The 22,722-nt window shown below is 70.3% G+C and carries 24 protein-coding genes; 8 read left to right on the top strand and 16 right to left on the bottom strand.

Annotated features, from left to right (window positions below; all coding sequences use genetic code 11):
- Window positions 1-29: 29 nt before the first annotated feature.
- Genes ACZ7CH_RS23415 through ACZ7CH_RS23445 form a run of 7 tightly spaced genes read right to left on the bottom strand, consistent with a single transcriptional unit; the run spans window position 30 to window position 5,822 of the window.
- Window positions 30-881 carry a hypothetical protein gene (locus tag ACZ7CH_RS23415; RefSeq protein WP_360392726.1) on the bottom strand — a complete coding sequence of 284 codons (852 nt, stop codon included), beginning with the start codon at window positions 879-881 and terminating at the stop codon, window positions 30-32.
- Between the two features lie 35 nt (window positions 882-916).
- Complete coding sequence (locus tag ACZ7CH_RS23420) at window positions 917-1,909, bottom strand: proline racemase family protein (protein WP_470374841.1); 993 nt, start codon at window positions 1,907-1,909, stop codon at window positions 917-919.
- On the bottom strand, window positions 1,906-2,799 hold the full coding sequence (locus ACZ7CH_RS23425) for a dihydrodipicolinate synthase family protein (RefSeq protein ID WP_360392732.1): 894 nt from the start codon (window positions 2,797-2,799) through the stop codon (window positions 1,906-1,908). Before ACZ7CH_RS23425 ends, ACZ7CH_RS23420 begins: the two co-directional genes overlap by 4 nt.
- Window positions 2,796-3,992 carry an FAD-dependent oxidoreductase gene (locus tag ACZ7CH_RS23430; protein WP_458431380.1) on the bottom strand — a complete coding sequence of 399 codons (1,197 nt, stop codon included), beginning with the start codon at window positions 3,990-3,992 and terminating at the stop codon, window positions 2,796-2,798. The genes ACZ7CH_RS23425 and ACZ7CH_RS23430 overlap by 4 nt, the downstream gene beginning before the upstream one ends.
- The gene (locus ACZ7CH_RS23435; RefSeq protein ID WP_458431381.1) at window positions 3,989-4,171 is read right to left on the bottom strand and encodes a 2Fe-2S iron-sulfur cluster-binding protein; all 183 of its coding nucleotides are present in this window, start codon (window positions 4,169-4,171) and stop codon (window positions 3,989-3,991) included. Before ACZ7CH_RS23435 ends, ACZ7CH_RS23430 begins: the two co-directional genes overlap by 4 nt.
- Window positions 4,168-5,247, bottom strand: a complete 1,080-nt coding sequence (locus ACZ7CH_RS23440; protein ID WP_458431382.1) for an NAD(P)/FAD-dependent oxidoreductase — start codon at window positions 5,245-5,247, stop codon at window positions 4,168-4,170. The genes ACZ7CH_RS23435 and ACZ7CH_RS23440 overlap by 4 nt, the downstream gene beginning before the upstream one ends.
- 29 nt (window positions 5,248-5,276) lie before the next feature.
- Window positions 5,277-5,822, bottom strand: coding sequence for a helix-turn-helix domain-containing protein (locus ACZ7CH_RS23445; RefSeq protein ID WP_360392744.1), 546 nt, complete (start codon window positions 5,820-5,822; stop codon window positions 5,277-5,279).
- 29 nt (window positions 5,823-5,851) lie between these two features.
- Between ACZ7CH_RS23445 and ACZ7CH_RS23450 the strand changes: the two genes are divergently transcribed.
- Window positions 5,852-6,241 (top strand): hypothetical protein, encoded by a 390-nt coding sequence (locus ACZ7CH_RS23450; protein WP_458431384.1) that lies wholly within the window; start codon window positions 5,852-5,854, stop codon window positions 6,239-6,241.
- Here the strand turns inward: ACZ7CH_RS23450 and ACZ7CH_RS23455 are convergent.
- Both ACZ7CH_RS23455 and ACZ7CH_RS23460 read right to left on the bottom strand, forming a co-directional pair.
- Window positions 6,238-7,557: a tetratricopeptide repeat protein gene (locus ACZ7CH_RS23455; RefSeq protein WP_470374842.1), complete on the bottom strand. Its 1,320-nt coding sequence runs from the start codon at window positions 7,555-7,557 to the stop codon at window positions 6,238-6,240. The genes ACZ7CH_RS23450 and ACZ7CH_RS23455 overlap by 4 nt on opposite strands.
- Window positions 7,527-8,387: a DUF4231 domain-containing protein gene (locus ACZ7CH_RS23460; RefSeq protein ID WP_360392750.1), complete on the bottom strand. Its 861-nt coding sequence runs from the start codon at window positions 8,385-8,387 to the stop codon at window positions 7,527-7,529. The genes ACZ7CH_RS23455 and ACZ7CH_RS23460 overlap by 31 nt, the downstream gene beginning before the upstream one ends.
- A gap of 208 nt (window positions 8,388-8,595) precedes the next feature.
- On the opposite strand from ACZ7CH_RS23460, the gene ACZ7CH_RS23465 reads away from it, so the two are divergent.
- Window positions 8,596-9,426, top strand: coding sequence for an oxygenase MpaB family protein (locus ACZ7CH_RS23465; protein WP_360392753.1), 831 nt, complete (start codon window positions 8,596-8,598; stop codon window positions 9,424-9,426).
- Here ACZ7CH_RS23465 and ACZ7CH_RS23470 read toward each other — a convergent pair.
- Entirely contained in the window at window positions 9,416-10,180 is a 765-nt protein-coding gene (locus tag ACZ7CH_RS23470) for an alpha/beta fold hydrolase (RefSeq protein WP_470371170.1), read from the bottom strand. The genes ACZ7CH_RS23465 and ACZ7CH_RS23470 overlap by 11 nt on opposite strands.
- 97 nt (window positions 10,181-10,277) lie before the next feature.
- Here ACZ7CH_RS23470 and ACZ7CH_RS23475 point away from each other — a divergent pair, with 97 nt between their 5' ends.
- Window positions 10,278-11,777 carry a chitinase gene (locus tag ACZ7CH_RS23475; RefSeq protein WP_470374843.1) on the top strand — a complete coding sequence of 500 codons (1,500 nt, stop codon included), beginning with the start codon at window positions 10,278-10,280 and terminating at the stop codon, window positions 11,775-11,777.
- Between the two features lie 46 nt (window positions 11,778-11,823).
- Here ACZ7CH_RS23475 and ACZ7CH_RS23480 read toward each other — a convergent pair whose 3' ends face one another.
- Complete coding sequence (locus ACZ7CH_RS23480) at window positions 11,824-13,248, bottom strand: 5'-methylthioadenosine/S-adenosylhomocysteine nucleosidase family protein (RefSeq protein ID WP_470371168.1); 1,425 nt, start codon at window positions 13,246-13,248, stop codon at window positions 11,824-11,826.
- A gap of 217 nt (window positions 13,249-13,465) precedes the next feature.
- Here ACZ7CH_RS23480 and ACZ7CH_RS23485 point away from each other — a divergent pair, with 217 nt between their 5' ends.
- On the top strand, window positions 13,466-14,047 hold the full coding sequence (locus tag ACZ7CH_RS23485; protein WP_470374844.1) for a GNAT family N-acetyltransferase: 582 nt from the start codon (window positions 13,466-13,468) through the stop codon (window positions 14,045-14,047).
- Here the strand turns inward: ACZ7CH_RS23485 and ACZ7CH_RS23490 are convergent.
- Together ACZ7CH_RS23490 and ACZ7CH_RS23495 are read right to left on the bottom strand one after the other, a co-directional pair.
- Window positions 13,989-14,963: a hypothetical protein gene (locus ACZ7CH_RS23490; protein WP_470374845.1), complete on the bottom strand. Its 975-nt coding sequence runs from the start codon at window positions 14,961-14,963 to the stop codon at window positions 13,989-13,991. The two genes, ACZ7CH_RS23485 and ACZ7CH_RS23490, sit on opposite strands and share 59 nt — an antisense overlap.
- A 141-nt stretch (window positions 14,964-15,104) precedes the next feature.
- Complete coding sequence (locus ACZ7CH_RS23495; protein ID WP_360392771.1) at window positions 15,105-16,178, bottom strand: helix-turn-helix domain-containing protein; 1,074 nt, start codon at window positions 16,176-16,178, stop codon at window positions 15,105-15,107.
- 256 nt (window positions 16,179-16,434) lie between these two features.
- Between ACZ7CH_RS23495 and ACZ7CH_RS23500 the strand changes: the two genes are divergently transcribed.
- Entirely contained in the window at window positions 16,435-16,962 is a 528-nt protein-coding gene (locus ACZ7CH_RS23500) for a hypothetical protein (protein WP_360392774.1), read from the top strand.
- Between the two features lie 49 nt (window positions 16,963-17,011).
- On the opposite strand, the gene ACZ7CH_RS23505 is transcribed toward ACZ7CH_RS23500, so the two are convergent.
- Window positions 17,012-17,653: a thiaminase II/PqqC family protein gene (locus tag ACZ7CH_RS23505; RefSeq protein WP_360392777.1), complete on the bottom strand. Its 642-nt coding sequence runs from the start codon at window positions 17,651-17,653 to the stop codon at window positions 17,012-17,014.
- Between the two features lie 70 nt (window positions 17,654-17,723).
- On the opposite strand from ACZ7CH_RS23505, the gene ACZ7CH_RS23510 reads away from it, so the two are divergent.
- Entirely contained in the window at window positions 17,724-18,050 is a 327-nt protein-coding gene (locus ACZ7CH_RS23510) for a DUF6204 family protein (protein WP_470374846.1), read from the top strand.
- A 67-nt stretch (window positions 18,051-18,117) separates the two neighbouring features.
- On the opposite strand, the gene ACZ7CH_RS23515 is transcribed toward ACZ7CH_RS23510, so the two are convergent.
- Window positions 18,118-20,247, bottom strand: a complete 2,130-nt coding sequence (locus ACZ7CH_RS23515) for an RICIN domain-containing protein (protein WP_470374847.1) — start codon at window positions 20,245-20,247, stop codon at window positions 18,118-18,120.
- A 96-nt stretch (window positions 20,248-20,343) separates the two neighbouring features.
- On the opposite strand from ACZ7CH_RS23515, the gene ACZ7CH_RS23520 reads away from it, so the two are divergent.
- Together ACZ7CH_RS23520 and ACZ7CH_RS23525 are read left to right on the top strand one after the other, a co-directional pair.
- Window positions 20,344-20,853, top strand: coding sequence for an ArsR/SmtB family transcription factor (locus ACZ7CH_RS23520; protein ID WP_470374848.1), 510 nt, complete (start codon window positions 20,344-20,346; stop codon window positions 20,851-20,853).
- A complete protein-coding gene (locus ACZ7CH_RS23525) occupies window positions 20,843-21,418 on the top strand; it encodes an SRPBCC family protein (RefSeq protein ID WP_470374849.1) in 576 nt (191 codons plus the stop codon). Before ACZ7CH_RS23520 ends, ACZ7CH_RS23525 begins: the two co-directional genes overlap by 11 nt.
- 98 nt (window positions 21,419-21,516) lie before the next feature.
- Here ACZ7CH_RS23525 and ACZ7CH_RS23530 read toward each other — a convergent pair whose 3' ends face one another.
- On the bottom strand, window positions 21,517-22,719 hold the full coding sequence (locus tag ACZ7CH_RS23530) for an FAD-binding protein (RefSeq protein ID WP_470374850.1): 1,203 nt from the start codon (window positions 22,717-22,719) through the stop codon (window positions 21,517-21,519).
- Window positions 22,720-22,722 lie beyond the last annotated feature (3 nt).

Consider the following 22,722-nt stretch of genomic DNA (forward strand, 5'->3'; position numbering starts at 1 on the left):
GGAGCCCTTGGCCGTTCTCGTCGCCGGACCTACACCCAGCTCCACCGGATGCCGACCCAGTTCACCGACACGTTCGACTCGAAGTGGTGCACCGAGTGCGTGTGGTCGAGCGACAGGTCGATCGTGCGGTGCGGCTCGGTCTCCTCCCAGTCCTGCAGGTAGACGTGCGGGTCGACGGGCAGCGCGGCCGGGTCGAAGTGGACCTCGATCAGGCTCTGCGCGAGGAAGCACCGCACGCCGTGCGCGTACTCGACGCTGTCCACGCGCGTCGGGTCGTGGATCGAGTACTCGAACACCCACGTCTCGCCCAGCCGCAGCGGCCGGTCGAACAGCAGCTCCTCCACGGTCGTCCGGTCCTCCAGCACGGTCTGGCCGAGCCGGCAGTTGCGCAGCGGTTCGTGCGCCACGCGGACCAAATCGTCGCCGTAGTAGTGCGCGTTGTAGCGGTCCACGCCGTCGGTGTGCGCCCGGACGACCATCTTCACCAGGGCGCGGGAAGCGTGCCGGTCGGCGTCGACGAACACCCGGTCGTGCCGGGCGACGACCTCCAGGTCGTTGGCGTCGAAGCCGGGCATCATGCCGGGCACGACGTCCGGCCAGCCGCTCGGACCGGTCTGCTCCAGCAGGTCCAGCAGCGAGCGGTGCGGGACGTCGAGCAGCTCCTCCAGCACCGCGACCGCGCGCAGCGACTTCGGCGAGACCGGCCGGACCCGGCCCTGCTGCCAGTCGCTCAGCGTCGACAGCGCGACCGGGACGTCCTGCTGGGCCAGCCGCGAGCGCAGCCGCTCCAGGGTGAGCCCACGCCGGCGGATCGCGGCTCTCAGCGCCGCGTGGAACGGCCCGATGCGCAGCAGTGCCTCGAGGCTGGGCGTGGTGCTCACCCCCGTGAGCCTAACGACTCCGCGGAGCCCACCGGTTACAGCGAGAAGCCCTCCGGGAACGGGTCTGCCGGGTCGAGCAGGTACTGGCCCATCCCGGTGATCCACGCCCGGCCGGCCACCGTCGGCAGCACGGCGGTGCGGTCGCCGAGCGCGACCTCCTCCAGCAGCGTTCCGATGAAGCGGGTGCCGATGAACGACTCGTTCACGAACTCCGCGCCCAGCGCGAGCTCGCCGCGGGCGTGCAGCTGCGCCATCCGGGCGCAGGTGCCGGTGCCGCAGGGGGAGCGGTCGAACCAGCCGGGGTGGATGGCCATCGCGTTGCGCGAGTGGGCGCCGTCGTGACCGGGCGCGGTGAACTGGACGTGCTTGCAGCCGCCGATCGCCGGGTCGGTCGGGTGGACCGGCCGGTTGGTGCGGTTGATCTCGTCCATGATGGACAGTCCGGCGGCGAGGATGCGGTCCTTCTCCATGCGGTCGAACGGTATGCCGAGGTCCGCGAGCGGCAGGATGGCGTAGAAGTTGCCGCCGTAGGCCATGTCGTAGCGGACCTCGCCGAGACCGGGCACGGTGACCGTCGCGTCGAGGTCGTGGGCGTAGGCCGGGACGTTGCGGATCGTCACGAGCCTCGTGCGGGTGTCGTAGTCGGCGAGCACCAAGCCGGCCGGGGTGTCCAGCCGGACCGTCGTCACCGGCTCGGTCACCGCGACCATGCCCGTCTCGACCAGGACCGTGGCCACGCCGATGGTGCCGTGGCCGCACATCGGCAGGCAGCCGGACACCTCGATGTAGAGCACGCCCCAGTCGGCGTCCTGACGGGTGGGCGGCTGGAGGATCGCACCGCTCATCGCCGCGTGGCCGCGCGGTTCGTTGACGAGCAGCTTGCGGACGTGGTCGTGGTCTTTGATGAAGTTGAGCCGCTTGTCGGCCATCGTCTCGCCGAGGATGACGCCGACGCCGCCGGTGATGACGCGCGTGGGCATGCCCTCGGTGTGCGAGTCGACCGCGCTGAAGTACCGGGCGAACCTCATGAGGTGGCCAGCTCCATGTCGGCCTCGATCCGGGTGCGCTGCGCGTCGGACAGCGGGCCGCGCGGGGGACGGCACGGTCCGCCGAAGCGGCCGACGAGGTCCATGCAGTACTTGATGGCCTGCACGAACTCGGTGCGCGAGTCCCAGCGGAAGGCGGGCACCAGGCGTTCGTACAGCGACCGGGCCTCGTCGAGCTTGCCGGCCCGCGCGAGGTCGAACAGCTCGGCCGACTCGGCCGGGAACACGTTGGGGTAGCCCGCGAACCAGCCGGTGGCGCCCATCAGCAGGCTCTCCAGCACCACGTCGTCGGCACCGGCCACGACGGTCAGGTGCGGTGCGGCGGCCCGGATCTCCAGCACCCTGCGCACGTCGCCGGAGAACTCCTTCACGGCCACGACGTGCTCGATCTGGCCGAGCTCCGCGATCAGGTCCGGGGTGAGGTCGACCTTGGTGTCGATCGGGTTGTTGTAGACCATGATCGGCAGACCGGCCTTGGCGACCTCGCGGAAGTGGTGCACGACCTCGCCGCGGTTGGCCCGGTACATCGTGGGCGGCAGGCAGAGCACGCCGTCCGCACCGTCCTCGGCGGCCAGTTCGGCCCAGTGGCGGGCCTGGTGCGCGCCGACGCCGTGCACGCCGACCACCGCGATGCCCTTGCCCTTGACCGCGGCGATGGCGGTCTGCGCGACCTCCCGGCGTTCGGCGTCGGTCAGCGACGAGTACTCGCCGAGCGAGCCGTTCGGGCCGACGCCGCGGCAGCCGGACTCGACCACCCAGCGGCAGTGCTCGGCGAACCGGTCCAGGTCGGGCCGCAGCCCGGCGGGCGCACCCGCGTCCTCCTTGTACGGCAACGCGGTGGCGACGATGACGCCGTCGAGACGTTCGGTCATGAGTCCTCCTCGGGGAGCGCGGCGAGTTCGCCGAGCGGGATCGGGACCGCGATCACGCGGCGCTGGTCGTCGAACGGGATTCCGGTGAGCTCGGCGGCGTTGCGGGCGCAGATGCGGCCCTGGCAGCGGCCCAGCGCGACCCGGCTGGTCAGCTTGAGCTCGCGCATGGTCGTGGCGGCGGCGGTGTCGAGCGCCGCGCGGGTCACCTTCTCGCAGCGGCAGACCGTGGTTTCCGGTGTGAGCCAGGTCCGCCAGCCGGGCCGGACGGCGTGCACCCGCGCCAGTGCCGCGGCGAACAGGCGGCCGTCGCGCACGGCCCTGAGCGCAGCCGCCGGTGGTTGCCGCCCGGCGGCCGCGGCCCCGGCAACGACGCCCTCGGCCTCGGACAGGTCGGCGCCGCCGATGCCGGTGACCTCACCGGCCGCGTACACGCCGGGCACCGAGGTCCGCTGGTGGTCGTCCACGTCGTAGAACCCGCCGGTCCTGGCGGCGTGCGGGACGAGGTCGGCGCGCGGCAGGAAGCCGTAGCCGACGCACACGAGGTCTGCCCGCACGGTGCGGTGGCCGACCGGGCGCCAGGCGCTGTCGAGCTTCGCGACGGTGACGCGGTCGCCGTGCTTGGCGACGACGGCGGTGCGGGTCTCCAGGCGCGGCAACACCTTCCGGTACCGCGCGAGCTCGGCGACCTTGTGCCGGTTCGCGGCGACCGCCCTGGCCTCCTTCGCCCACGCCAGCGGCGAGTTCGCCTCGTAGACGCCGACGAGGGTGGCGCCGAGGTCCTGCAACGCGGTCGCGACCGGCAGCAGGAACGGGCCGGTGCCCGCGACCACCACGCGTTCGGCGAGCGTGACGCCCTGCTTGGCCAGCGCCTGGGCGGCACCGGCGGTGATCACGCCGGGCCCGTCCCAGCCGGGGAAGGGCAGCGGGCGGTCGTAGGCGCCGGTGGCGACGACCAGTGCGTCGAAGGGGAGCTGCCGCGGGCCGCGCAGGTGCAGGACGCCGTCCTCGACGAGCCACGCCTCGGTGTCGCGGAGGTGGGTGACGCCGGGGTGCGCGAACGTGGTCCTGCCGCGCAGGAACTGGCCGCCCGCCTCGGGTTCGGAGTCGACCATGACGACGTCCGCGCCCGCGTCGGCGGCGGTCCTGGCGGCGGCCATGCCGGCCGGTCCGGCACCCACCACCACGACCCTCACGACGTGGTCCTGATGGTGTCGCCGTCCGCGAGCCGGTGCCGGCAGGCGCGGACCTCCGGGGTCCCGTTGATCTCGGCGACGCAGCCGAAGCAGACGCCGATGCCGCAGAAGAACCGGCCGGGCAGCAGCTCCGCGACGTGGTCGGCCTCGCGGGGGAGGCCGTTGAACGTGACCTTCACACCAGCACCTCCGGCCGGTCGACGCGGAACGGGTGGGGATCGACGTGCGGCGCGGCACCGGTGAGAAGCTCGGCGAGCAGCCGCCCGGTTGCCGGTGCGAGCCCGACACCGGCGCCCTCGTGCCCCGTGGCGTGCCACAGGCCCGGTGTGCGCGGGTCCTCGCCGATGATCGGCAGGTGGTCCGGCGCGTACGGGCGGAAGCCGCCGTACGCGCGCATGACCGGCACTCCGGCGAGCATGGGGAACATCGCGATCGCTCTCCGCGCCAACGCCTTCAGGACCTTCGACTCGATCGTGTCGTCGAACCCCTTGCGCTGCCGGCTCGACCCGATCAGGACCGTGCCGGCCTGCGTCGACTCGACCACGCCGGAGGTCTGCAGGTCGGCCTCGCCGCTCGCGACCGCGCCGACGTAGTCCGCGTCGTAGACCTTGTGCCGGATGGTGCCGGGGATCGGCGTGGTGACGAGGACGACGCCGCGCCGGGGCAGGACGTTCACGCCGAACCGGCGCGCCCACGGCCCGGTCGCGTTGACGACGGCACCGCAGTGCAGGACGCCCCGGTCGGTGGTGACGGACCTGCCGTCCACCGCGGACGTCTCCGCCTGGAGGACCCGGATGCCGCGCAGCAGGGTCCTCGTCGCCTTGACCGGGTTGAGCTGGGCGTCCTGGGGGTAGTGGACCGCGGCGGTGACACCGGGGTTGAGGTGCGGTTCGCACGAGAGGGCTTCCTGCGCGGTGAGCTCGCACGCGTCGATGCCCGCGGCGCGCTGCCCGGCGGCGAAGGCCCTGAGCGGTTCGACGGCCTGCTCGGTCGTGGCGACGACGAGCCCGCCCTTCTCCTCCCACTCCGCGTCCTGCGCCAGCTCCGGCCACAGCTCCCGGCTGGCTCGGGCGAGCTCCAGCTCCGGTCCCGGTCCCTTGTCGCTGACCAGCACGTTCCCCTCGCCGGCCGCGCTGGTGCCCGCCGCCGGCCCGTGGCGGTCGACGACCAGGACGTCGAGCCCGCGCGCCGTCAGCGCCTGCGCGCACGCGGCCCCGACGATCCCTGCTCCCACCACCACGACGTCCGGGTGCATCACTCCACCTCCGTTCAATAGAATGAACGTTAGTGCTTCGGGTACTCCAGCACCAGTACCGAGCTGACCTCACCGCCGACGGTCTCGTACAGGTGCGGCACCGAGCCGGGGAAGCACACGTAGTCGCCGGGCCCGAGCTCGAACGGCGAGTCCGTCGGCCCCACCCGCAGCGTCCCGCCGGTGACCAGCACGTGCTCCTTGCCGGGATGACCTTCGCTGGTCTGCGTCGCGCCCGGCCGCACACGCTGGTCGTAGATCTCGATGACGGTGTCCGCGACGTCCATCCGGCGCATCAGCCGCAGGTCGACCGCGTTGCTGCTGAGCTGCTCCACGTCCCTGGCCCGCACCAGGATGACCTCCGGCGCCGTCCGCTCCGACAGCAGCTCCGACACCGGCACGTTCAAAGCGTTCGACAAACTGAACACTGTCTCGATGGTCGGGTTCCCTGACCCGCTCTCCAGCTGCGACAGCGTGCCCTTCGCGATCGACGACCGCCGCGCGAGCTCCGACAACGACAACCCGCGCTGCTCGCGAAACGCCCTGATGTTGGCGCCGAGCACCCGACCCGCACTCATACCGCGAGATCGTTGCATAGGCTGACCGCATGACTGCCTACACGGAGGCGGAGGGCCAGACGCTCCGCACCGCCGTCTTCGGTGCCATGGTCCTGGTCTCCACCGCGGACCCCGGCGCCGTGGACGAGGAGAGCCACGCCGGCATCCGCGCCATGACCCTGCTCTCCGACAACCTGCGCGAAGTGATCGCCGCGGCCCCACCGTCCCTGCCCCGCGGCTCGTCGGCCGACGTGGAGGAGGGCGTCCTGACCGCGCTGCGCTCCGCCGTGGACATCATCGCCGCGCACGAGCCGCGCGACGTGCCCATCTTCCGCGCGGCGGTGGCGGAGATGTGCCGGTCGGTGGCCGGGGCCGACGGGGCGGTGGCGGTGGCCGAGAAGGCGGTGGTGGAACGGGTGGTGGCGGCGCTGGGCTCCTAACCGGCCTGCTCGCTCTCCCGCACGAGCCCGCGCAACGCCTCCGTCACGTCGTCCGGCAGCCAGCTGACTGCGAGCAGTTCGTTCCACATCGGCGGCATCGGGCCGAGTGCGCCGCGTGCGGTCTTGACCGCCGCGTCGCGGTTCCCGCAGAACGCCAGTGCTTCCGCGTGGTGCAGCCGCACCGTCTGGTCACGTCTTCTTGCGGCCAGGTACTTCAGGTAGCCGCACAGGTCGCGGAAGCCGGCCAGGGCCTTGGCCCGCGCCTCGACGTGCTCCGCCAGCAGCACGTCGAGGCGCGCCTCGTTCAGGAGCGAGCCCGTGTCGTCCGCGGTGATCCTCCCCGCCGCCCGGTAGGCGTCGCGCGCCTCCGTCAACGCCGCCCGGTCGTGCCGGACCCTGGCTCGTTGCCAGCAGACGTCACCGAGCGCTCGGCGGGACTCGGCGTCCGACTCGTCGAGCGCGGTGGCGGCGTGCAACGAGGCGACGGCTCCGTCCAGATCACCCGCCGCCGCGAGCGCGAGGCCCAGCTCACGGGTCCAGAGAGCGGAGCTCGGCCGGCGCTGCACGGCGGTGGTGAGGGAACCGACGGCGCGGCGGGGATCTCCTGCCGCGCGATAGGCCCTGCCGAGCTCGCCGTGAGCGTCCGCGTCGGCGGGGTTGATCTCGACAGCACGCCGGAGCAGGTCGATCCGGTCGTGGCCGGAGGCGAGCAGGGCGGCGCTGCGCAGCTCGCCGGTGCGTTCCCGCCGCAGCTTGCTCACCTCGGCGGTGAGCTGGTCGTACTCCGCTCTGGACACGGTGATCTGGTCGGCTCCGTGCCGCACCATGCTGTCGACGTGGCCCAGGTCCAGACCGTTGACGATCATGTTGGTGATGGTGGTCCGCGCACGCTCCAGCTCGGCCGGGTCGCTGCTGTAGAGCACCGCGCGCGTAGCCGCCACGTTGAACATCAGGTCCCGCTCGGGGTTCTGGCACACCGGGATGGTCACGTTGTCCCGCAGCGCCCACCGCGCCCCGAGCTCGAGGTACACGTTGGGGTTCGCGTCGGTCAGGTCGGCGATGTAGATCGTCGCGCTGACCGCCTCGGCGAACATCGTGTGGTGGATCGGTCCCGCGGCCTGCCGGTCCCGTTCCACCAGCACGTCGACCTCGCACCCGAGCCGCTCGCCGACGGCGGCACCGACCGGGCGGTACAGGTGCGCCTTGATCGCGTCGAGGTCGGTCCACTTCCCGGGACCGTCGAGAATCCGGCCGGGAGAGGCGACGAAGATCCTCAGCCGCTCCGTCACGTCGTGCTCGGCCGCGACGCCAGCCACGCGCTGTGCTCCTTGCTGATCGCCCCCTCGGCCTCCGCCACCGCGGCGGGCCAGTCGGCCTCCTCCACGTCGGCGAGCCGTTCATAGATCAGCGCCAGGTCGCTCGCGGCCGCGGAGTAGCCGAGGGACAGGTTCTCGTGCTGCTTGAGCCCCAGCCACGCCGCGCCGCCGGCGACCGCCGCCGCCATGACGCCGGACATGTCGACGTCCCAGGCGCCCATGACGCGGGCGCCGGCGAACAGGATCGCGACGAACTCGCCGGCGATCAGCAGCATGCGCCACAGGTTCGCGCGGAACTCGTTGGTCGCGGCGCGGGCCTGGTACCACTCCAGCTGGTCCTTCACCCGGCCCTCGCGGTAGGCGGTGCGGCGGTCGGCGAAGGGCTTGCGGCGCAGTTCCTCGCGGCGCTCGGCGCCGGAGGGGTTCGTGCTGGCCAGGCGGAGCTTCTTGCCGTGTTCGGCCACGACCTCGGCGATCCTGAGCTGCAGCAGCTGCTTGGCGCCGGCTCCCGTGAACGGGTCGGCGCCCACGGCGTAGCGCCACACCAGCGACTTGATCTGCTCGGCGACGGCGCGGCCGGCGTTCCACTTCTGCTCGGGGTGCTGCGCCCACAGCAGGATCTCCGTGAACAGCGCGACGAAGAAACCGGCCAGGGCGACGAACGCCCACAGGTCGTAGGTGCCGCCGATCTTCCACTTGAACGCGCCGCCGATCGCGGCGACCACGGCGCTCACCAGCCGCACGCGGCTGAGCAGCAACGTCTTCCGCTGCCCTTGGCGGGACGCCTCGTCCGCGTCGTGGAAAAAGCCGGGCAAGTCCGCGTCGGTCATGTGCTCCCTCTCCGCCAACGCTGATCGTCTGCCTCCGAACGTTGTCGTATCACGTCCCGCTCCAGCGCGGAGGAGGTACCGCGGACGAACCGGGGTGTTCACCCGGACAGCCGAGAGGCGGCTGCTGCTTTCGCGGCGCAAGACGTCCTACCCGCCTTCCTGAGCGGAGGAGGTCCCGTTCTCAGCTACCGCCGCGCATCATGGGGTCATGCTGGAAGCACTGCGGCGGCAGCTGAGCAACGGCCTGTTCGAGAGGGTCGTGGGCCCGGACCGCGAAGACCAGGTCCGCACCATCCACGAGGCACCCGGCCCCCGCATGTTCGCCGACGACCGCCCGATCCGGCAGGTGCACGCCGACCACGCCATGTTCATCGGCGGGTTGCGGGCACTGCTGCTGCAGTCGCTGCACCCGCTGGCGATGGCGGCGGTGGCCGAGCACTCCGACTACCGCACGGACCCGTGGGGGCGTCTTCAGCGCACGAGCCTCTTCGTGGGCGTGACCACGTACGGCACGAAGGAGGACGCGCACAAGGCGATCGACAAGCTGGCGCGCATCCACACGTACATCCACGGCACGGCGTCCGACGGACGCCACTACCGCGCCGATGACCCGCACCTGCTGGAGTGGGTGCACGTGGCCGAGGTGGACAGCTTCCTGCGCTGCCACCAGCGCTACGGCGAGCAGCCGCTCGACGACTACGACGGGTACGTGCGGGACATGGCGGTGATCGCGCGGGCCATGGGCATCGCGGACCCGCCGGAGACCACGCGGGAGCTCGCGGACCGGCTCGACGCCTACCGGCCCGAGCTCAAGGGCACGCCGGAGGCCCGGGAGGCGGCGCGGTTCCTGCTGCTCAAGGCACCGCTTCCGCTGGTCGCGAAGGGGCCGTACGCGGTGCTGGGCGCCACGGCCGTGGCCACGTTGCCGGTGTGGGCGCGGATGCCGCTGCGGCTGCCCTACCTGCCGGTCTCCGAGGCCACCGGGGTCAAGCTCGCCGGCCACGCGTTGATGCGCGGGCTGCGGTGGGTCACGAGCTGAGGAAGTCCACCACCAGCGGTGACGCGACCGCGCGGAACTCCTCGAAGTAGCCGTGCCGTGCGCCCTCGATCAGCTCCACGCGCGCGCCCGGAATCCGTTCGGCGATCAGCGGTGCGTTCGCGGTGGGGTTGAAGATGTCGTCGGTGCCGTGCACGACCAGGGTCGGGCAGGAGATCGACGGCAGGGCGTCCCACGCGTCGTGTTCCGCGCTGGCCATGAGGTGCAGCTTGCGCGCGTAGGGCGGCATCGCGGGATCGCCGAGCGTGTTGAACGGGCCGCGGTACGCCGGTGTGTACATCAGGTCGACGAGCGCTTTGCGCGCCTTCATCTGGTCGACCTGGGCCAGCGACCTCCTGACCTCGGCACTGCGCTCCACGGCGTGCGGGCCGCCGGGGGAGGTGCAGCCCAGCACTAGTTGGGAGACCCGCTCCGGGTGGGCCGCCGCGATCCACTGCGCGATCCGCCCGCCCATCGACGTGCCGTACACCAGGGCCTGGTCCAGGCCGAGGTCGTCGAGCACCGCGACGCAGTCCGAGGCGAACAGCCGCGTGCTGTACGGGGACTCCGGCTTGTCGCTGGAACCGGTGCCGCGGTTGTCCATCACAATCGTCGTGAAGTGCGGCGTGAAGTCCGGCAGGACCTGCCGCCACCACCGCGACGAGTTCGCCTGGCCCGCGATGAGCAGCAGCGGAGGGCCAGAGCCCTCGACCGAGTAGAAGAGCGCGGTTCCGTCCGTCGCACGAGCGTGGGGCACGGGTGCGCAGTCTACGACCTTGACGCGGTGGTAGATGGTCTAGTCCAATTCACGGTGGACCCCCTGCCGGCCGCCACGCGTGAGGGATGGATCAGCCATGACGTTGTTCGCTCGAATAGCCGCGGTGGCCGCACTGGTGCTCGGCACCGTGCTCGTGAGCCTCGCCCCCGCCAGCGCCGCCGGAGTCACGGCGACGGTCACCAAGCAGTCCTGGGCCACCGGGTACACCGCCACGGTCACGGTCAAGAACGAGACCAGCGCGGCCATCGGCTCCTGGAAGGTCGAGTTCGACCTCCCCGCGGGCACGAGCGCCGGTGCCTACTGGGACGCGCTGCTCACCAAGAGCGGCAACCACCACGTGTTCACCAACCGCGAGTACAACGGCTCGGTCGCGCCCGGCGCCAGCGTCTCCTTCGGGTTCAACGCCACCGGCACCGCCGACCCGCAGAACTGCACCGTCAACGGCGCGGCGTGCGCGGGCGGCGGCACCCCGCCGACCTCCACGACCACGACCAGCGCCACCACAACGACCACAACGACCACCACTACGACGACGACCACGAGCGGACCGCCGCCCACGGGTTCGTTGCCGCGCAAGGTCCTCGTCGGCTACCTGCACGCGAGCTTCGCCAACGGCTCCGGCTACCTCCGGATGCGCGACGTGCCGGACGAGTGGGACGTGATCAACCTGTCGTTCGCGGAACCCACCAGCGCCACCAGCGGTGAGCTGCGGTTCGCGCAGTGCCCGGTCGCGGAGTGCCCGAACGTCGAGTCCGAGGCCGACTTCATCGCCGGCATCCGCGCCCAGCAGCAGAAGGGCAAGAAGGTCCTGATCTCCATCGGCGGCCAGAACGGCCAGGTGCGCCTGGAGACCACCGCCGCGCGCGACGCGTTCGTGCGCTCGGCGTCGGCGATCATCGACAGGTACGGCCTGAACGGCCTCGACGTCGACTTCGAGGGCCACTCGCTGTCGCTCAACGCCGGTGACGTCGACTTCAAGAACCCGACCACGCCGGTCATCGTGAACCTGATCTCCGCGCTGAAGTCGCTGAAGTCCCGCTACGGCGCCGACTTCGTGCTCACGATGGCGCCGGAGACGTTCTTCGTGCAGGTCGGCTACCAGTTCTACGGCGGCACGGGCGGCGCGGACAGCCGCACCGGCGCGTACCTGCCGGTGATCGAGGCGATGCGCAACGACCTGACGCTGCTGCACGTCCAGCACTACAACTCCGGCCCGATCATGGGCCTGGACAACCAGTACCACTCGATGGGCGGCGCGGACTTCCACGTGTCCATGGCCGACATGGTGCTCGCCGGGTTCCCGGTGCGGGGCGACGCGACGAAGTTCTTCGCACCGCTGCGCCAGGAGCAGGTGGCGATCGGCCTGCCCGCGTCCGTCAACGCCGGCAACGGCTTCACGTCGGTCGCGGACGTCCACACCGCGCTGAACTGCCTCACCAAGGGCACGAACTGCGGCAGCTACAAGCCGAAGGGCGTGTACCCGAATCTGCGCGGCCTCATGACGTGGTCGATCAACTGGGACAAGTTCAACGGCTCCGAGTTCTCCAAGCAGCACCGGGCCTACCTGCCGAGGTAGCGCCACCGCGGGCGGTTCCGCTGTCGTCCCCCGGCGGCGGAACCGCTCAGCACGCCTGCCGGAACGCCAGGTGCAGCCGGGCCGTGATCTCCTGCGCCGCCTCCTGCGGGCGCGCCAGCAGGGCGTGGAACGGCACCGCGGCACCGGACTGCACCCTGATCCGCGCGGCCGTGCAGAACCCGCCGGCACCCGGCAGGTGGCCCGCACCGTGCTCGGTCAGCCCCGCGGCCGGTTCCAGCCCCGCGGTGACGGCGACCGCGGCCGGCGCGGGCACACCGGAGAGCCCGGACAGCTCGGTGAGCAGCCGCAGCGACCGTTCGACCTGCTGCCCCAGCGCGGTGCGGTCGACCACCGACCCGTGCGCGTCGTACCGCAGGGGAGACCACGCGCACCGCTGGCCGGAGCGGCGGACGGCGAGCCCGCGGTGACCGTCCGGGCTCGGCGCCGACCGCACCCACACCGCGTCCGCCGTGACGTCGGAGGTCAGCCGCTCGGAGCCGGTGAACAGGCCGTGCCCGCGCCCGTGCGCGGCCAGGAGCTCCGGCAGGCGCTCCAGCGCGGGCACCTCCAGCCGTCCGTACTCGTCCATCGGCACGAGGTGGACCTCGACGGCACACCGCTCGACCACCGAACCGGTGCCGATGAGGTCGGTGCGCCAGCTCAGCTCCACCGGCCGCTGCCACGTGATCGCGGCGGCGCTGTGGCCCGGGACCGGCGCGGGCAGGCGGGGCGCCGAGGCGAACAGCTCGGCGGCGACCGCGAGGGTGAAGGCGGCGGCGTTGCCCGCCGCGATCGACTGCCACCCGGCGCGGTCGGTGTCCAGCTTGCGCCCGTCGGCCTTGTCGCTGATGCCGCGCACCGTCAGGAACGGCGCCCGGTTCAGGTGCGCCGCCTTCGCCGTGCCCGCGCTCTCCAGCTCGACGGCGGCCGCGTCCGAGTAGTGCCGCCGCAGGTGCTCCGCCGACGGCGTGAGCCGGGAGTCGAGCACGACCTCACCGGCGGCGATCGGCCGGAACACCACCCTGGGCGCGGTCGGCAGCCGCCACCGCCCGTCCCGGCTGACCGCACGCGCGATCTGCTCCAGCTCGTGGTCGGCGTCCCACGCCTGCGGCCGTGCGCCGAACCCGTTCTCGCCCTCGACACCGCCGTGGTGGCCGTAGACCTTGGTCGCGACGACGACGGCGCCCAGGTCGAGGTCGTCGTGCAGCGCCCCCGCGATCCCGGCGAAGAACACGGCCCGCGGCCGGAACTCGGCGATCGCCCGTTCGGCCAGCACCGCGGCCGGCTGGTTGCCCGCACCCGCCGACGCCAGCGCCACCCGCCCGGTGCCGCCCCGGATCCGGCCGACCTCGAACCGCGTGCCGGCGGCGTGGCGGAGTACCGCCGGCTCCTCGACGAGGTCCCTGACCGCGGTGTACTCGCTCTCCAAGGCCGTCAGCACGACAACGATGTCGGACGCTTCGCTCGTCACGGTGATCCTGTCCTGGCAGCGCACTCCTGCGGGCAAGCTACCCGCAAGCCGAGGCTGTTTCCCGCCGTGTCAGGTTTCTGTCCTTGAACCGGCATCTCGCCTGCGGAGCTGACGCGGAATGCGGTCAGCCGCGGAACTGCCGGACCTCCGTCCATTTCGGACCAGTGGCGGCGGTACGATAGGACAAACGACCAGTTCGGTGGTGCAGAGGTTCGTCATGCACAACTTGATCATAAGACGGATGCGACCTGGGGATCTGGCTTCGCTGGACCGGCAGCTGGGTCAGCGGCAGTACTTCGCTGACCGGCTTGAACGCCAGTCGGGCGGCCTCGGCGTACTTCTGGTCGCTTGGCAGGGCGACGCGCCGATCGGCCACGTCTTCTTGTGGCTGGCGCCTGCGGAGGAACCAGAGATCCGGACGCATCTGCGGGGCGTTCCGCTGATCACGCACCTGGAGGTGCACCCGGGTCACCGGGGGCAGAAGGTGGGAACCAGGCTGCTCGAAGCCGCAGAGCGGCAGTTGGCGGCGATGGGCCACCACAAGGTCGCGTTGGCGGTGGAGGAGAGCAACACGGCAGCCGCCAGGTTGTACATCCGGCTCGGGTATGCGTCTTGGCCCCACGAACAGGTGAAGTGCTACTCGTATCCAGACGAGCACGGCCACCGGTTCGTAGAACTGTGCGACGTGATGGAGAAGCCGCTAGCGCCGGAGGTACCTGCTGCAGAGGCCCAGCCCGAGGTCAGTCACGACCGCGCGGAGGTCGTCCTTGCAACGGTGCCGCTTCCGGTTCGGCTGTAGTGTTCCGAGGTGTCGGCGCCATGTGCTCCGATCGGTGCGCCAGGGCCTGCAGGTAGTTCTCGCACCGTTCGGGACTGATGAGTTTCGAACGCTCCAACGCCGCTGTCAGCGAGCTGAGTTTTTTCGCCTTCCGTTCAGCGTCGTCCTCGAACCGACGCACCATCTCCATGGTCTCGAGGATGAAATTCGACCTTTTGAGCAGGTATCGGGACCAATAGGCGGTGTCGGCATCCGTCAGCGACCTCTTGTCGTCCAGGAGCCAGAACAGTCCCTCCGCCAGCACGTCGCCGAACTCCTCCAACCTCGCCCGCTCGTCGAACTCGAACGGGTCTGATGCCGTTTGGAACGCGGCGCCGATGACGGCTGTCGGCCGCAGCTTCTTGTCGCCGAGCAGGAAGAACCAGTCCTCGTTGTAGATGTCAGGAAAGAACGACGACCTCGACTTGGTGTGCACCGCGAGCGCGCCTCCACCGACGAATGCCTCTTGTGCCCCCTCGGCCTCGCGATATGCGCGACACACGACGGAGTTGTCGGGGTATCCGCCTATGCTCAGGCCGGCCGCGGCGTAGTTGTCGGTGAGCGCGGCCGCCCTGCGCAGGTCCGCCGGGTCGGGTACCTCGATGTCGTCGTCGAGGAAGACGATGCGTTCCCAGCCCGCCACCTGTGCGATCACGAGCCCGAGATTGCGTTTGCGGCTGATGTCACTGTGCCAATCGAACTTCGTCCTCGCCAGCAAGGCGCTGGTCTTGAACCGGGGCAGCAGTCCGGCGGGGAGGCTGTCCACGTCGACAGCGAGCACCTCCACCTTTCTTTCGACTGCGAGCATGCTCACCGCATCTGTCGACGTCTTGTCGCCACTGCACATCGCGATCAGAGGGCAGTTCAGCGACGTGGCGAGGGCGATGGCGTGGTGCATGGCCTGAGGCTCGCGAATGGTGGGTACGATTATCGCGTCCACTGGCGCCTGAGGCGAGTTCTTCGGCGCGGCGTAGAGCAGTGCCCGGTGTGAGCCGTGGTGATGCCGGGACTGTTTACTGGGCGTCATCGGTCACGCTGTTCACGCGGGCCATTCGTGCAACAGTTGTTCGGGATCGGTCCAGTCCGGAGTCACAACCGCTCCTCCGGGAAGGACTTGCACGCGACTGATGATGCTGAACGAGTCGTAACCGGCGAACCGGCTTCGTACATATGCCGTGTTGCGATCGCGGAACCGGGTGTCTGACAAAGCCCGGGCAGCGCCGAGCACTCCGCGCGAGTACATGCCGTTGCAAATGGTGACAGTGCGATCTTTGTTAAAGGGGTTGCGCGACCGGTAGAAGTGTGCGACGTCCTGTTCGAGCAGTCTTCGTCCGTCGATCGTGCGCAGTTCGGCCTGGAACGTCCTGACCACCACGCCGTTTTCGACGACGTCGAACCCACCTGTGTCCGTGTCGTCGGGCCGACCCTGCTGCTGCACGGGCAGGCTCATGCGCTGCAACACTTCGCCGGTCACCTGGTTCCAGTCAACTCCGCCCAGCAGCACGAGGTGACCGATGTACTCGTCGGTTGCGAGGTTGTCCGACCCCGGGCGCACGTACACGGTGCTGTCGGGGTTCATCGCGCGGATGTGACCGTGGATCTCGAAGAGGGAATCCAGGTCGGAGTACTGGTACAGCTCGATGTAGTCCGGGTCGTCCGAGTGTGATGCGGGAAGTTGCCGCAGCAGCTTCGGCGGCAACGCGGAGCAGACGATCGTGATGTCCTCGCCTGGCGGGAACCGCCACAGGTTGTCCGTGAACGCCGCCGCACCTCCAGCATGGTATTCGCCTTGCGCCCTGTTGCGCAGGTCGATGAGCTCGGCGAGCAGAGAGTCCCTGATCGCTTGCTCTTCCTCGGTCAAGTGGGTGAGGACCTGGTACGGCCGACGCTCTGTGGAACGCGAGGTGGCGAAGAAGGTGGCGTAGGCCTCGAGGCGGTGCTCCGGAGGAGGAACCGGGTTGGACGTCCGTTCCCAGGACGAGATCAGCGGGACACTGACGTCGAACGCTTCGCCGAGTTGCTCCTGTGTGATGCGCTTGCCCGGCCAGCCCTGCTTGCGCAGCGAGCGCAGTCGCCGCGCCAGGTGTTGTGCCGACTCCTCGGCAGAAGACATGCCGTCACGTCCTTCAGTTTCGCTTCAGTCAACCGAAGACTTTGCAGACAATCTTCCCTATTGCCTGAACTTCAGTCGAGCCTTACTCTCAAATATAGACCTAAAAGTAGATCAACTGAAGTTAACTGAAGTTCACTGCCCAAACGGGTGAACCACCGCCAGTGCCCGTACCTCCGCACGTTCGAAGGTCAGGAGGCGGGGAGCCATGAGTACCCCCTCGATACAACCGTGTCAGCGCACGATCCTCGCTGTGGCCATGACACCACCGACGGCCTGCAGCAACCTCGTGATGGCCTTGCTGCGCAGGGCCGTGATCGACCTCGTCGAGCACGCGCTCGTGGACAGCGGCGTGACCCCCGACCTGCGGGACCGGTTCGTCGACCGCGGCGACTGGCTGATCGTGCTGGTCCACCCGACGGACCGGATTCCGAAGACCTGGCTGCTCACCAGGCTCGTACCGCGGTTGAAGGCGCTGCTCGACGAGCGCAACGCCGGGCAGGACCACCCGTTGCGGCTGCGGCTCGTCATCCACCCCGGTGACGTGGCGTGCGACGACTTCGGCTGGTTCGGCGAGGACATCGACATCGCGACCAGGCTGCTCACCGCGTCGACGCACGAGCAGGCCACCGCCCCGCTCGTGCTGGTGGTGTCCGAGCCGATCCACCGCTCGGTGATCCGGCACGGCTACGACGGCGTCGACGACTGGGTGTTCGTGCCGCTGCCCAGGGTCGAGGTGGCGGGCGAGGAGTGCAAGGGGTGGGTGCACGTCCCCGACGAGGTGTGAAGCGCGGCTCCCGCCCTCCCGGCCGGACGACGGGAACCACGCTCTGGCCTCAGGCCAGCGTCGACCAGAACTGGAGCTCGTAGGCCTGCAGCAGGCGTCCGTAGCGCCACGCGTGCTTCGGCTGCCACCCGGCGTCGAGCGCCGCCTGGATCGCCGCCAGCGCCCGCTCCTCCACCTGCGGGGCCGGCTGGGCGAAGAAGTCGACGAACCCGCACGCCTCGTCGCCGAAGTCGTAGTGCTCGCGCAGGCCCTTGGCCATCCGGGCGCAGTAGCCGCCCCACGCCGTGAAGTTCGCCAGGATCGCCAGGACGACGTCCGTGGGCTCGCCGTTCAGCGCCATCCACGACTGGTAGGCCGGGTAGGCCTGGCAGCCGGGGAACGGCTCGTGCGCGTGGAAGTCCTTCGCGGTCATGCCGGCCGCGCGGGCCAGCGGCTCCAGCATCGGCAGCACCAGCTCCTCGCCACCGGCGAGCAGGGTGAAGAACGCCCGTGCGTTCGGCTCCTCTGCCTTCGCGGCGAGGGTGAGGAATGTTCGCCAGTCGGAGGAGACGATGTGGTGCTCCTCGGCGGCGAACGTGGCGATCACGGCGCGCGGGGCTTGTCCGGTTTCGATCAGTTTGACCACGAGGTTGTCGTGTTCACCGGGGTGCAGCTCCGTCCGGATGCGCGTGACCAGGTCCTTTGCGTTCATGGATCATGATTCTTGCGCACCGCGGAAATCGTTCGCCAGAGTGCGGGGCGTTCCTGCACGATGTTTTCTCGTGGCTGAACACACCTACCGAGTACTCGTCCGCGGTCGCTTCGCCGACCTCACCGACGACCAGCGCGCCGCGCTGCGGGAACGCCTGGAGGGCTTCGACTTCCTGCGCGACGCCGGGTTCAGCGAGGAGGGCGCGCTGACGTTCGACGAGAAGCTCGACTTCTTCAGCTACCGGGTGATCCTCACGGCGGCGGAGAAGCCGGACGACGCGGGCCTGCGGCGTGCGAGCGCCGCCCTCGACGAGCTGGGCGTCGACTTCCGCGGCCTCAAGGCCAAGGTCACCGACATGGACGAGATGAAGATCAACCGCCCGAAGCGGCTGGGCTGACCGGGACGGACCGGTCCCGTGCTCCAGGGCGGAGCACGGGGCCGGTTCCTCCGGGTTCAGCGCGTCATCACGGGTAGTTCGCCAGGTAGGCCTCGGTCGACCCCGCGGTCGCCGTGCCGCCCGAGCTGTTGATGATCCGCTGAATGGTTCCCTTGCCGCCCAACGACACCGTCACCATGCTGTGGAACTTCACGCCAGGGGTGTTCGGCACCTCGAACGCCCGGTCGGCGACCACGGACGGGTTCGCGTTCATGAAGGCGTAGCTGCCCAGTCCCCACGCCTCGTGCGTCGTGACGTTGTTCGAGACCTTGTAGGCCGCGTAGCCGCGGGTGGACCCGTTCATCCACGCCGCCTGGTCGGGCACCTCGTACGGCATCTCGTTCTGGTAGAAATACGTCCGGCCGCCCTGGCCGTTCCAGATGGTCTGGTACTTCTGGTAGTGCTCGACGAACAGGCCGTACATCGTCACGTTGTTGCCGTTGACGACCAGCCCGGTGTCCGCGGTGTTGAGGTTCCAGCCGACGCCGTAGGAGTGGTCGCCGCGCCACAGCCACAGGTGGTCGCCGATCACGTCGTGGCTGTTGACCACCAACGAGGTCGTGGCCCGCCCGACCGCCGAACCGCCGATGCGCACGTACAGGTCGTGCACCGAGGTCGGGTTGGCCTGGTGCCGCGCGCTGCTGCCCGGCGCGCCGATCTGCGCCAGCAGCGGCGAGTTGGTCGGAGCCGCGTCGAGCAGCAGACCGGCGATCTTCACACCGTCCACATCGGCCACGTCCAGGGCCATGTTCCCGTTGGTGGGCATGACGGTCGCGAGACCGAGGCCCATGACCACCGTGTCCGGCCGCGTGACGCGGATGGGCTCGGAGACCTGGTGGACGCCCGGCGTCAGCAGCAGGTGCTTGCCGGCCGCCAGCTGCTGGTTGATCGTCGCCGCGCTCGTGCCGGGCTTGGCGATGAAGAACTGCGACAGCGGGATGTTGGTGCCCTGCTGCTGCCCGCTCGCCCACGTGGTGCCGCTGGAGTTGCTGCGCAGCGCCGGGACGAACACGTTGTAGCCGCCGCCGGCGTCGACGTTCAGGAACGGCTTCTCCCGCACGACCGGCGTCTGCGCGACCGTGGTGTACGGCGGCTCCGGGAACGAGGTCTGCGGCGCGTTGCGCGCACCGACGAACACCATGTTCCAGTTCTCCCCGGTCCACGAGCCCCACTCGGTGTTGCGCGACAGCCACTGCTGCTGCGAACCGGAACGGACCTGGCCGGTGACCACGGAGTCGGCGAGGAAGCCGCCGCTGGACCAACCGTTGTCGTCGAGCTGCATGTTGCCGTAGGTCTTGGTGCGGCGCATCGCGGAGGCCTGCGAGACGGCCCACGTGTTGGTGCCGCTCGGCGGCCGGATCGCGAGGTTCTCCGCGCCGCGCCAGAAGTTGTGCGTCGCGTTGCCCTGGAACCAGTCGGCCTCGACGTGCACCTGACCGTTGATCGTCACGCCGTCGGGCAGCAGGCCCAGGCCGAGGACCTGGGTGAAGAAGCCGATGTTGACGTCGACGTTGTAGTTGCCGGGCTTGAACATGATCGCGAACCGGCGGGCGTCGTACTGCCCGGTCTCCTGCTGCCGGAACACGTCGTCCAGGCGCGCCTGGATGGTGCTCGCGGGCGTCGACGGGTCGAAGACCAGCACGTTCGGCCCGAAGTCGGGCTGGCCGGGGTTCGGGGTGCCGGAGGTGAGGCGGAAGAGCTGCGCGTTGGTCCCGTTGCAGGTGTACTGGACCAGCTGGACGTCGCCCGTGGTGGCGCCGGGCACGTCGAGGCACTTCCCGCTGTGGCGGCTCACGAACCGGTAGGTGTCCGTGCCCACCTGCTCGGCGCGCCACTGCTGGTTGTTCGCGGTGAAGGACTGCCACATGTGGATCGCCGCGTTGTCCGTGGTGGACACGTTCGAGACGTCCCAGACGGCACCTTCGCCGACCGTGTGGTAGCCGTCGCTCGTGGGCGTGAACTTCCACGTCTGCCCAGAGCAGGCCTGTTGCCGGAGCTGTGCGCCGTTCGTCGATCCCAGCGACTCCACGCATTTCCCGCTACCGACGTTCGTCACTTGATAAGCGGTTCCTGGCACGACGTCGGCCTGCGCGGCGACCGTCCACACGGGAACGATCGCTGCTGCTGCCAACGCTGCCACCAGCAGGGGGGTTCTCACGGTCCCAGGGTGGAGGCGGTTTGTTGCAACCGTCAACGAACTTACCTGTTTCCGGTCGCGTTCCGGTATTGACAAATGATTTTGTCAAATGGCACCGTGACGGCCGTGGAGCTCTCCCCGTTGCGCCGCTCGCTGCTGGAGCTGCTGGCCTCGCCCGCGTCGGCGACCCAGCTGGCGGCAGCGCTCGACCTGCCGCGGCAGCGGGTCAACTACCACGTGCGCGCCCTGGAGCAGGCCGGCCTCGTCGAGCTCGTCGAGGAACGCCGGCGCCGCGGCTGCGTCGAGCGCGTGCTGCGCGCCCGCCCCGGCCGGTCGGTGGCCGCCGGCGTGCAGGACCAGTTCGCCGCCACCCACCTCGTGTCGGTCGCCGCGGACACCGCACGCGAGGTCGGGCGGATGGCCGGTTCGGCCGCCGACGCCGGAAAGCGCTTGCTCACGTTCACGGTGGAGACCACGGTCCGCTTCGGCGAGCCCGGCGCAGTCCACGAGTTCACCAGCGACCTGGCCGAAGCGGTGCGGCAGCTCGCGTTGCGCTACGACACCGAAACCGGCCGCCCGTACCGGGTGGTCGCACTGGGGCACCCTGGAGTTCCCGATGAGCGATGACGGCGTCCGGATCGAGATCACCGTGGCCGCACCCGTCGAGCAGGTGTGGCGGTCGTTCCGCGACAGGGAGAAGATCCGCCACTGGCACGGCTGGGACCTCCCCGAGCTCGACGCGGAGATCGACCAGATCTACTTCGAGAACGCGCGGGAGGACGGCACCACCCTGGTCGTCCACGGCCACGACACGTTCGCGCTGTCCCCGGTCCCCGAGGGCACGCGGGTCGTGTGCACCCGCGCACCCAAGGGCACGTCGCCGGAGTGGGACGACTACTACGACGACATCACCGAGGGCTGGGTCACGTTCCTGCACCAGCTGAAGTTCGCGCACGAGTTCCACCCCGGCCAGGCGCGGCGAACCCTGTTCTGGCCGGCCGAGGTGGCGTTCGCGGTCGACGGGAGGCCGTTCTTCACCGCCGAGCACCAGCGCGGGGTCGTGGTGGACGCGTGGGGGCCGGGGCTGCTGGTGACGAGCGCGAAGATGACGGTGGTGACGACGTACGGGTTCTCGGACGGGCAGTTGGAGGAGCTGCGCAGGGAAGGGGACGCGGTGGTCGAGGGTGGATGACCGGCCCGCAGGGCATCCTGCGGCTCGACAGCGATGACGTCGACCCCGCGGTGGCCGCTGACGCGGTTGCGCGGGCCGGAGGCGGACTTGCCGCGGCGTCAGCTGGATGCCGTCGACCCGAGGTAGCGGGTCAGGAAGTCGTTGCGGAACACGCCCTTCGGGTCGTGCTCGCGCAGCAACGCCCGGAAGGCGTCCCACTGCGGGTAGCGGGCGGCCAGCAACGGCGCCGGCACCGTGAAGAGCTTGCCCCAGTGCGGCCGCGGCGCGATGGCCTCCTCCATGCGCGGCAGCACCTCCAGCACCCGGCGGGTGTCGGGCACCCAGGTGAAGTGGATCGCGACGCTGTCCCGGTCGTGCGCGGGGCTCAGCCACTGCGGCTCGGCGGAGATCGTGCGGATCTCGCAGGTCTGCACCAGCGGTGAGATCACCGTCGACATCTCCGCCAGCGCGCGCAACGCCGTCACCGCGCGGGTGCGCGGCACGAAGTACTCGGTCTGCAGCTCGGCCCCGACCGACGGGGTGAACTCGGCGCGGAAGTGCGGCAGCCGCTCGTGCCACGGTCCCGCCACCCCGCCCTGCACGGTGCACCGCGACGGTGGCTGGCCGGGCACCGGGTGCCGCGGGCCGTCCGCCGGCCGGCCGGGGAAGGCGTGCGGGTGGTCGCCCACCCGGTGCTTCACCCACAGCGTCGCGCTGCCCTGCCAGTCGATGAACGCGCTCACGCTGTACGCGCCGTCGAAGACCTGCTCCAGCGACCCGAGCAGCGCGGTCCACGCCACGTCGTCGTACACCGTCTGCTCCACCTGGAACGACGGCACCACGTCCAGCTCGACCGCCGTGACCACGCCCAGCCCGCCCAGCGACACGACCGCGCCCGGTGAGGTCAGCGACACCACGGACCCGTCGCCGCGCATCACCTCCACCGCGCGCACGGCACCGGCCAGCGACCGGGAACCCGAGCCGTGGGTGGCCGTAGTGACCGCGCCCGCGACCGTGATGTGCGGCAACGACGGCAGGGTGTGCAGGGCCAGCCCCTCGGCCTCCAGCCGCGGTGCCAGCTGTGCGAGCGTCATGCCCGCGCTCACCCGTGCCGTGGTCCCGGAGACCTCGAACTCCTCCGGCATCGCCGCCAGCGACACCAGCGTCCCGGTCGTGTCGGCGACCGTGCTGAACGAGTGCCCGCTCCCGACGACGTGCACGGCCGAGGCGCCGCGCACCACGGCTCGCAGGTCGTCGGCCGACTCGGGCGTGACGACCGAGGCCGCGGAGAAGGTGACGTTGCCGGCCCAGTTGGTCCTCATATG

Source organism: Lentzea sp. NPDC037011 (assembly GCF_055607425.1).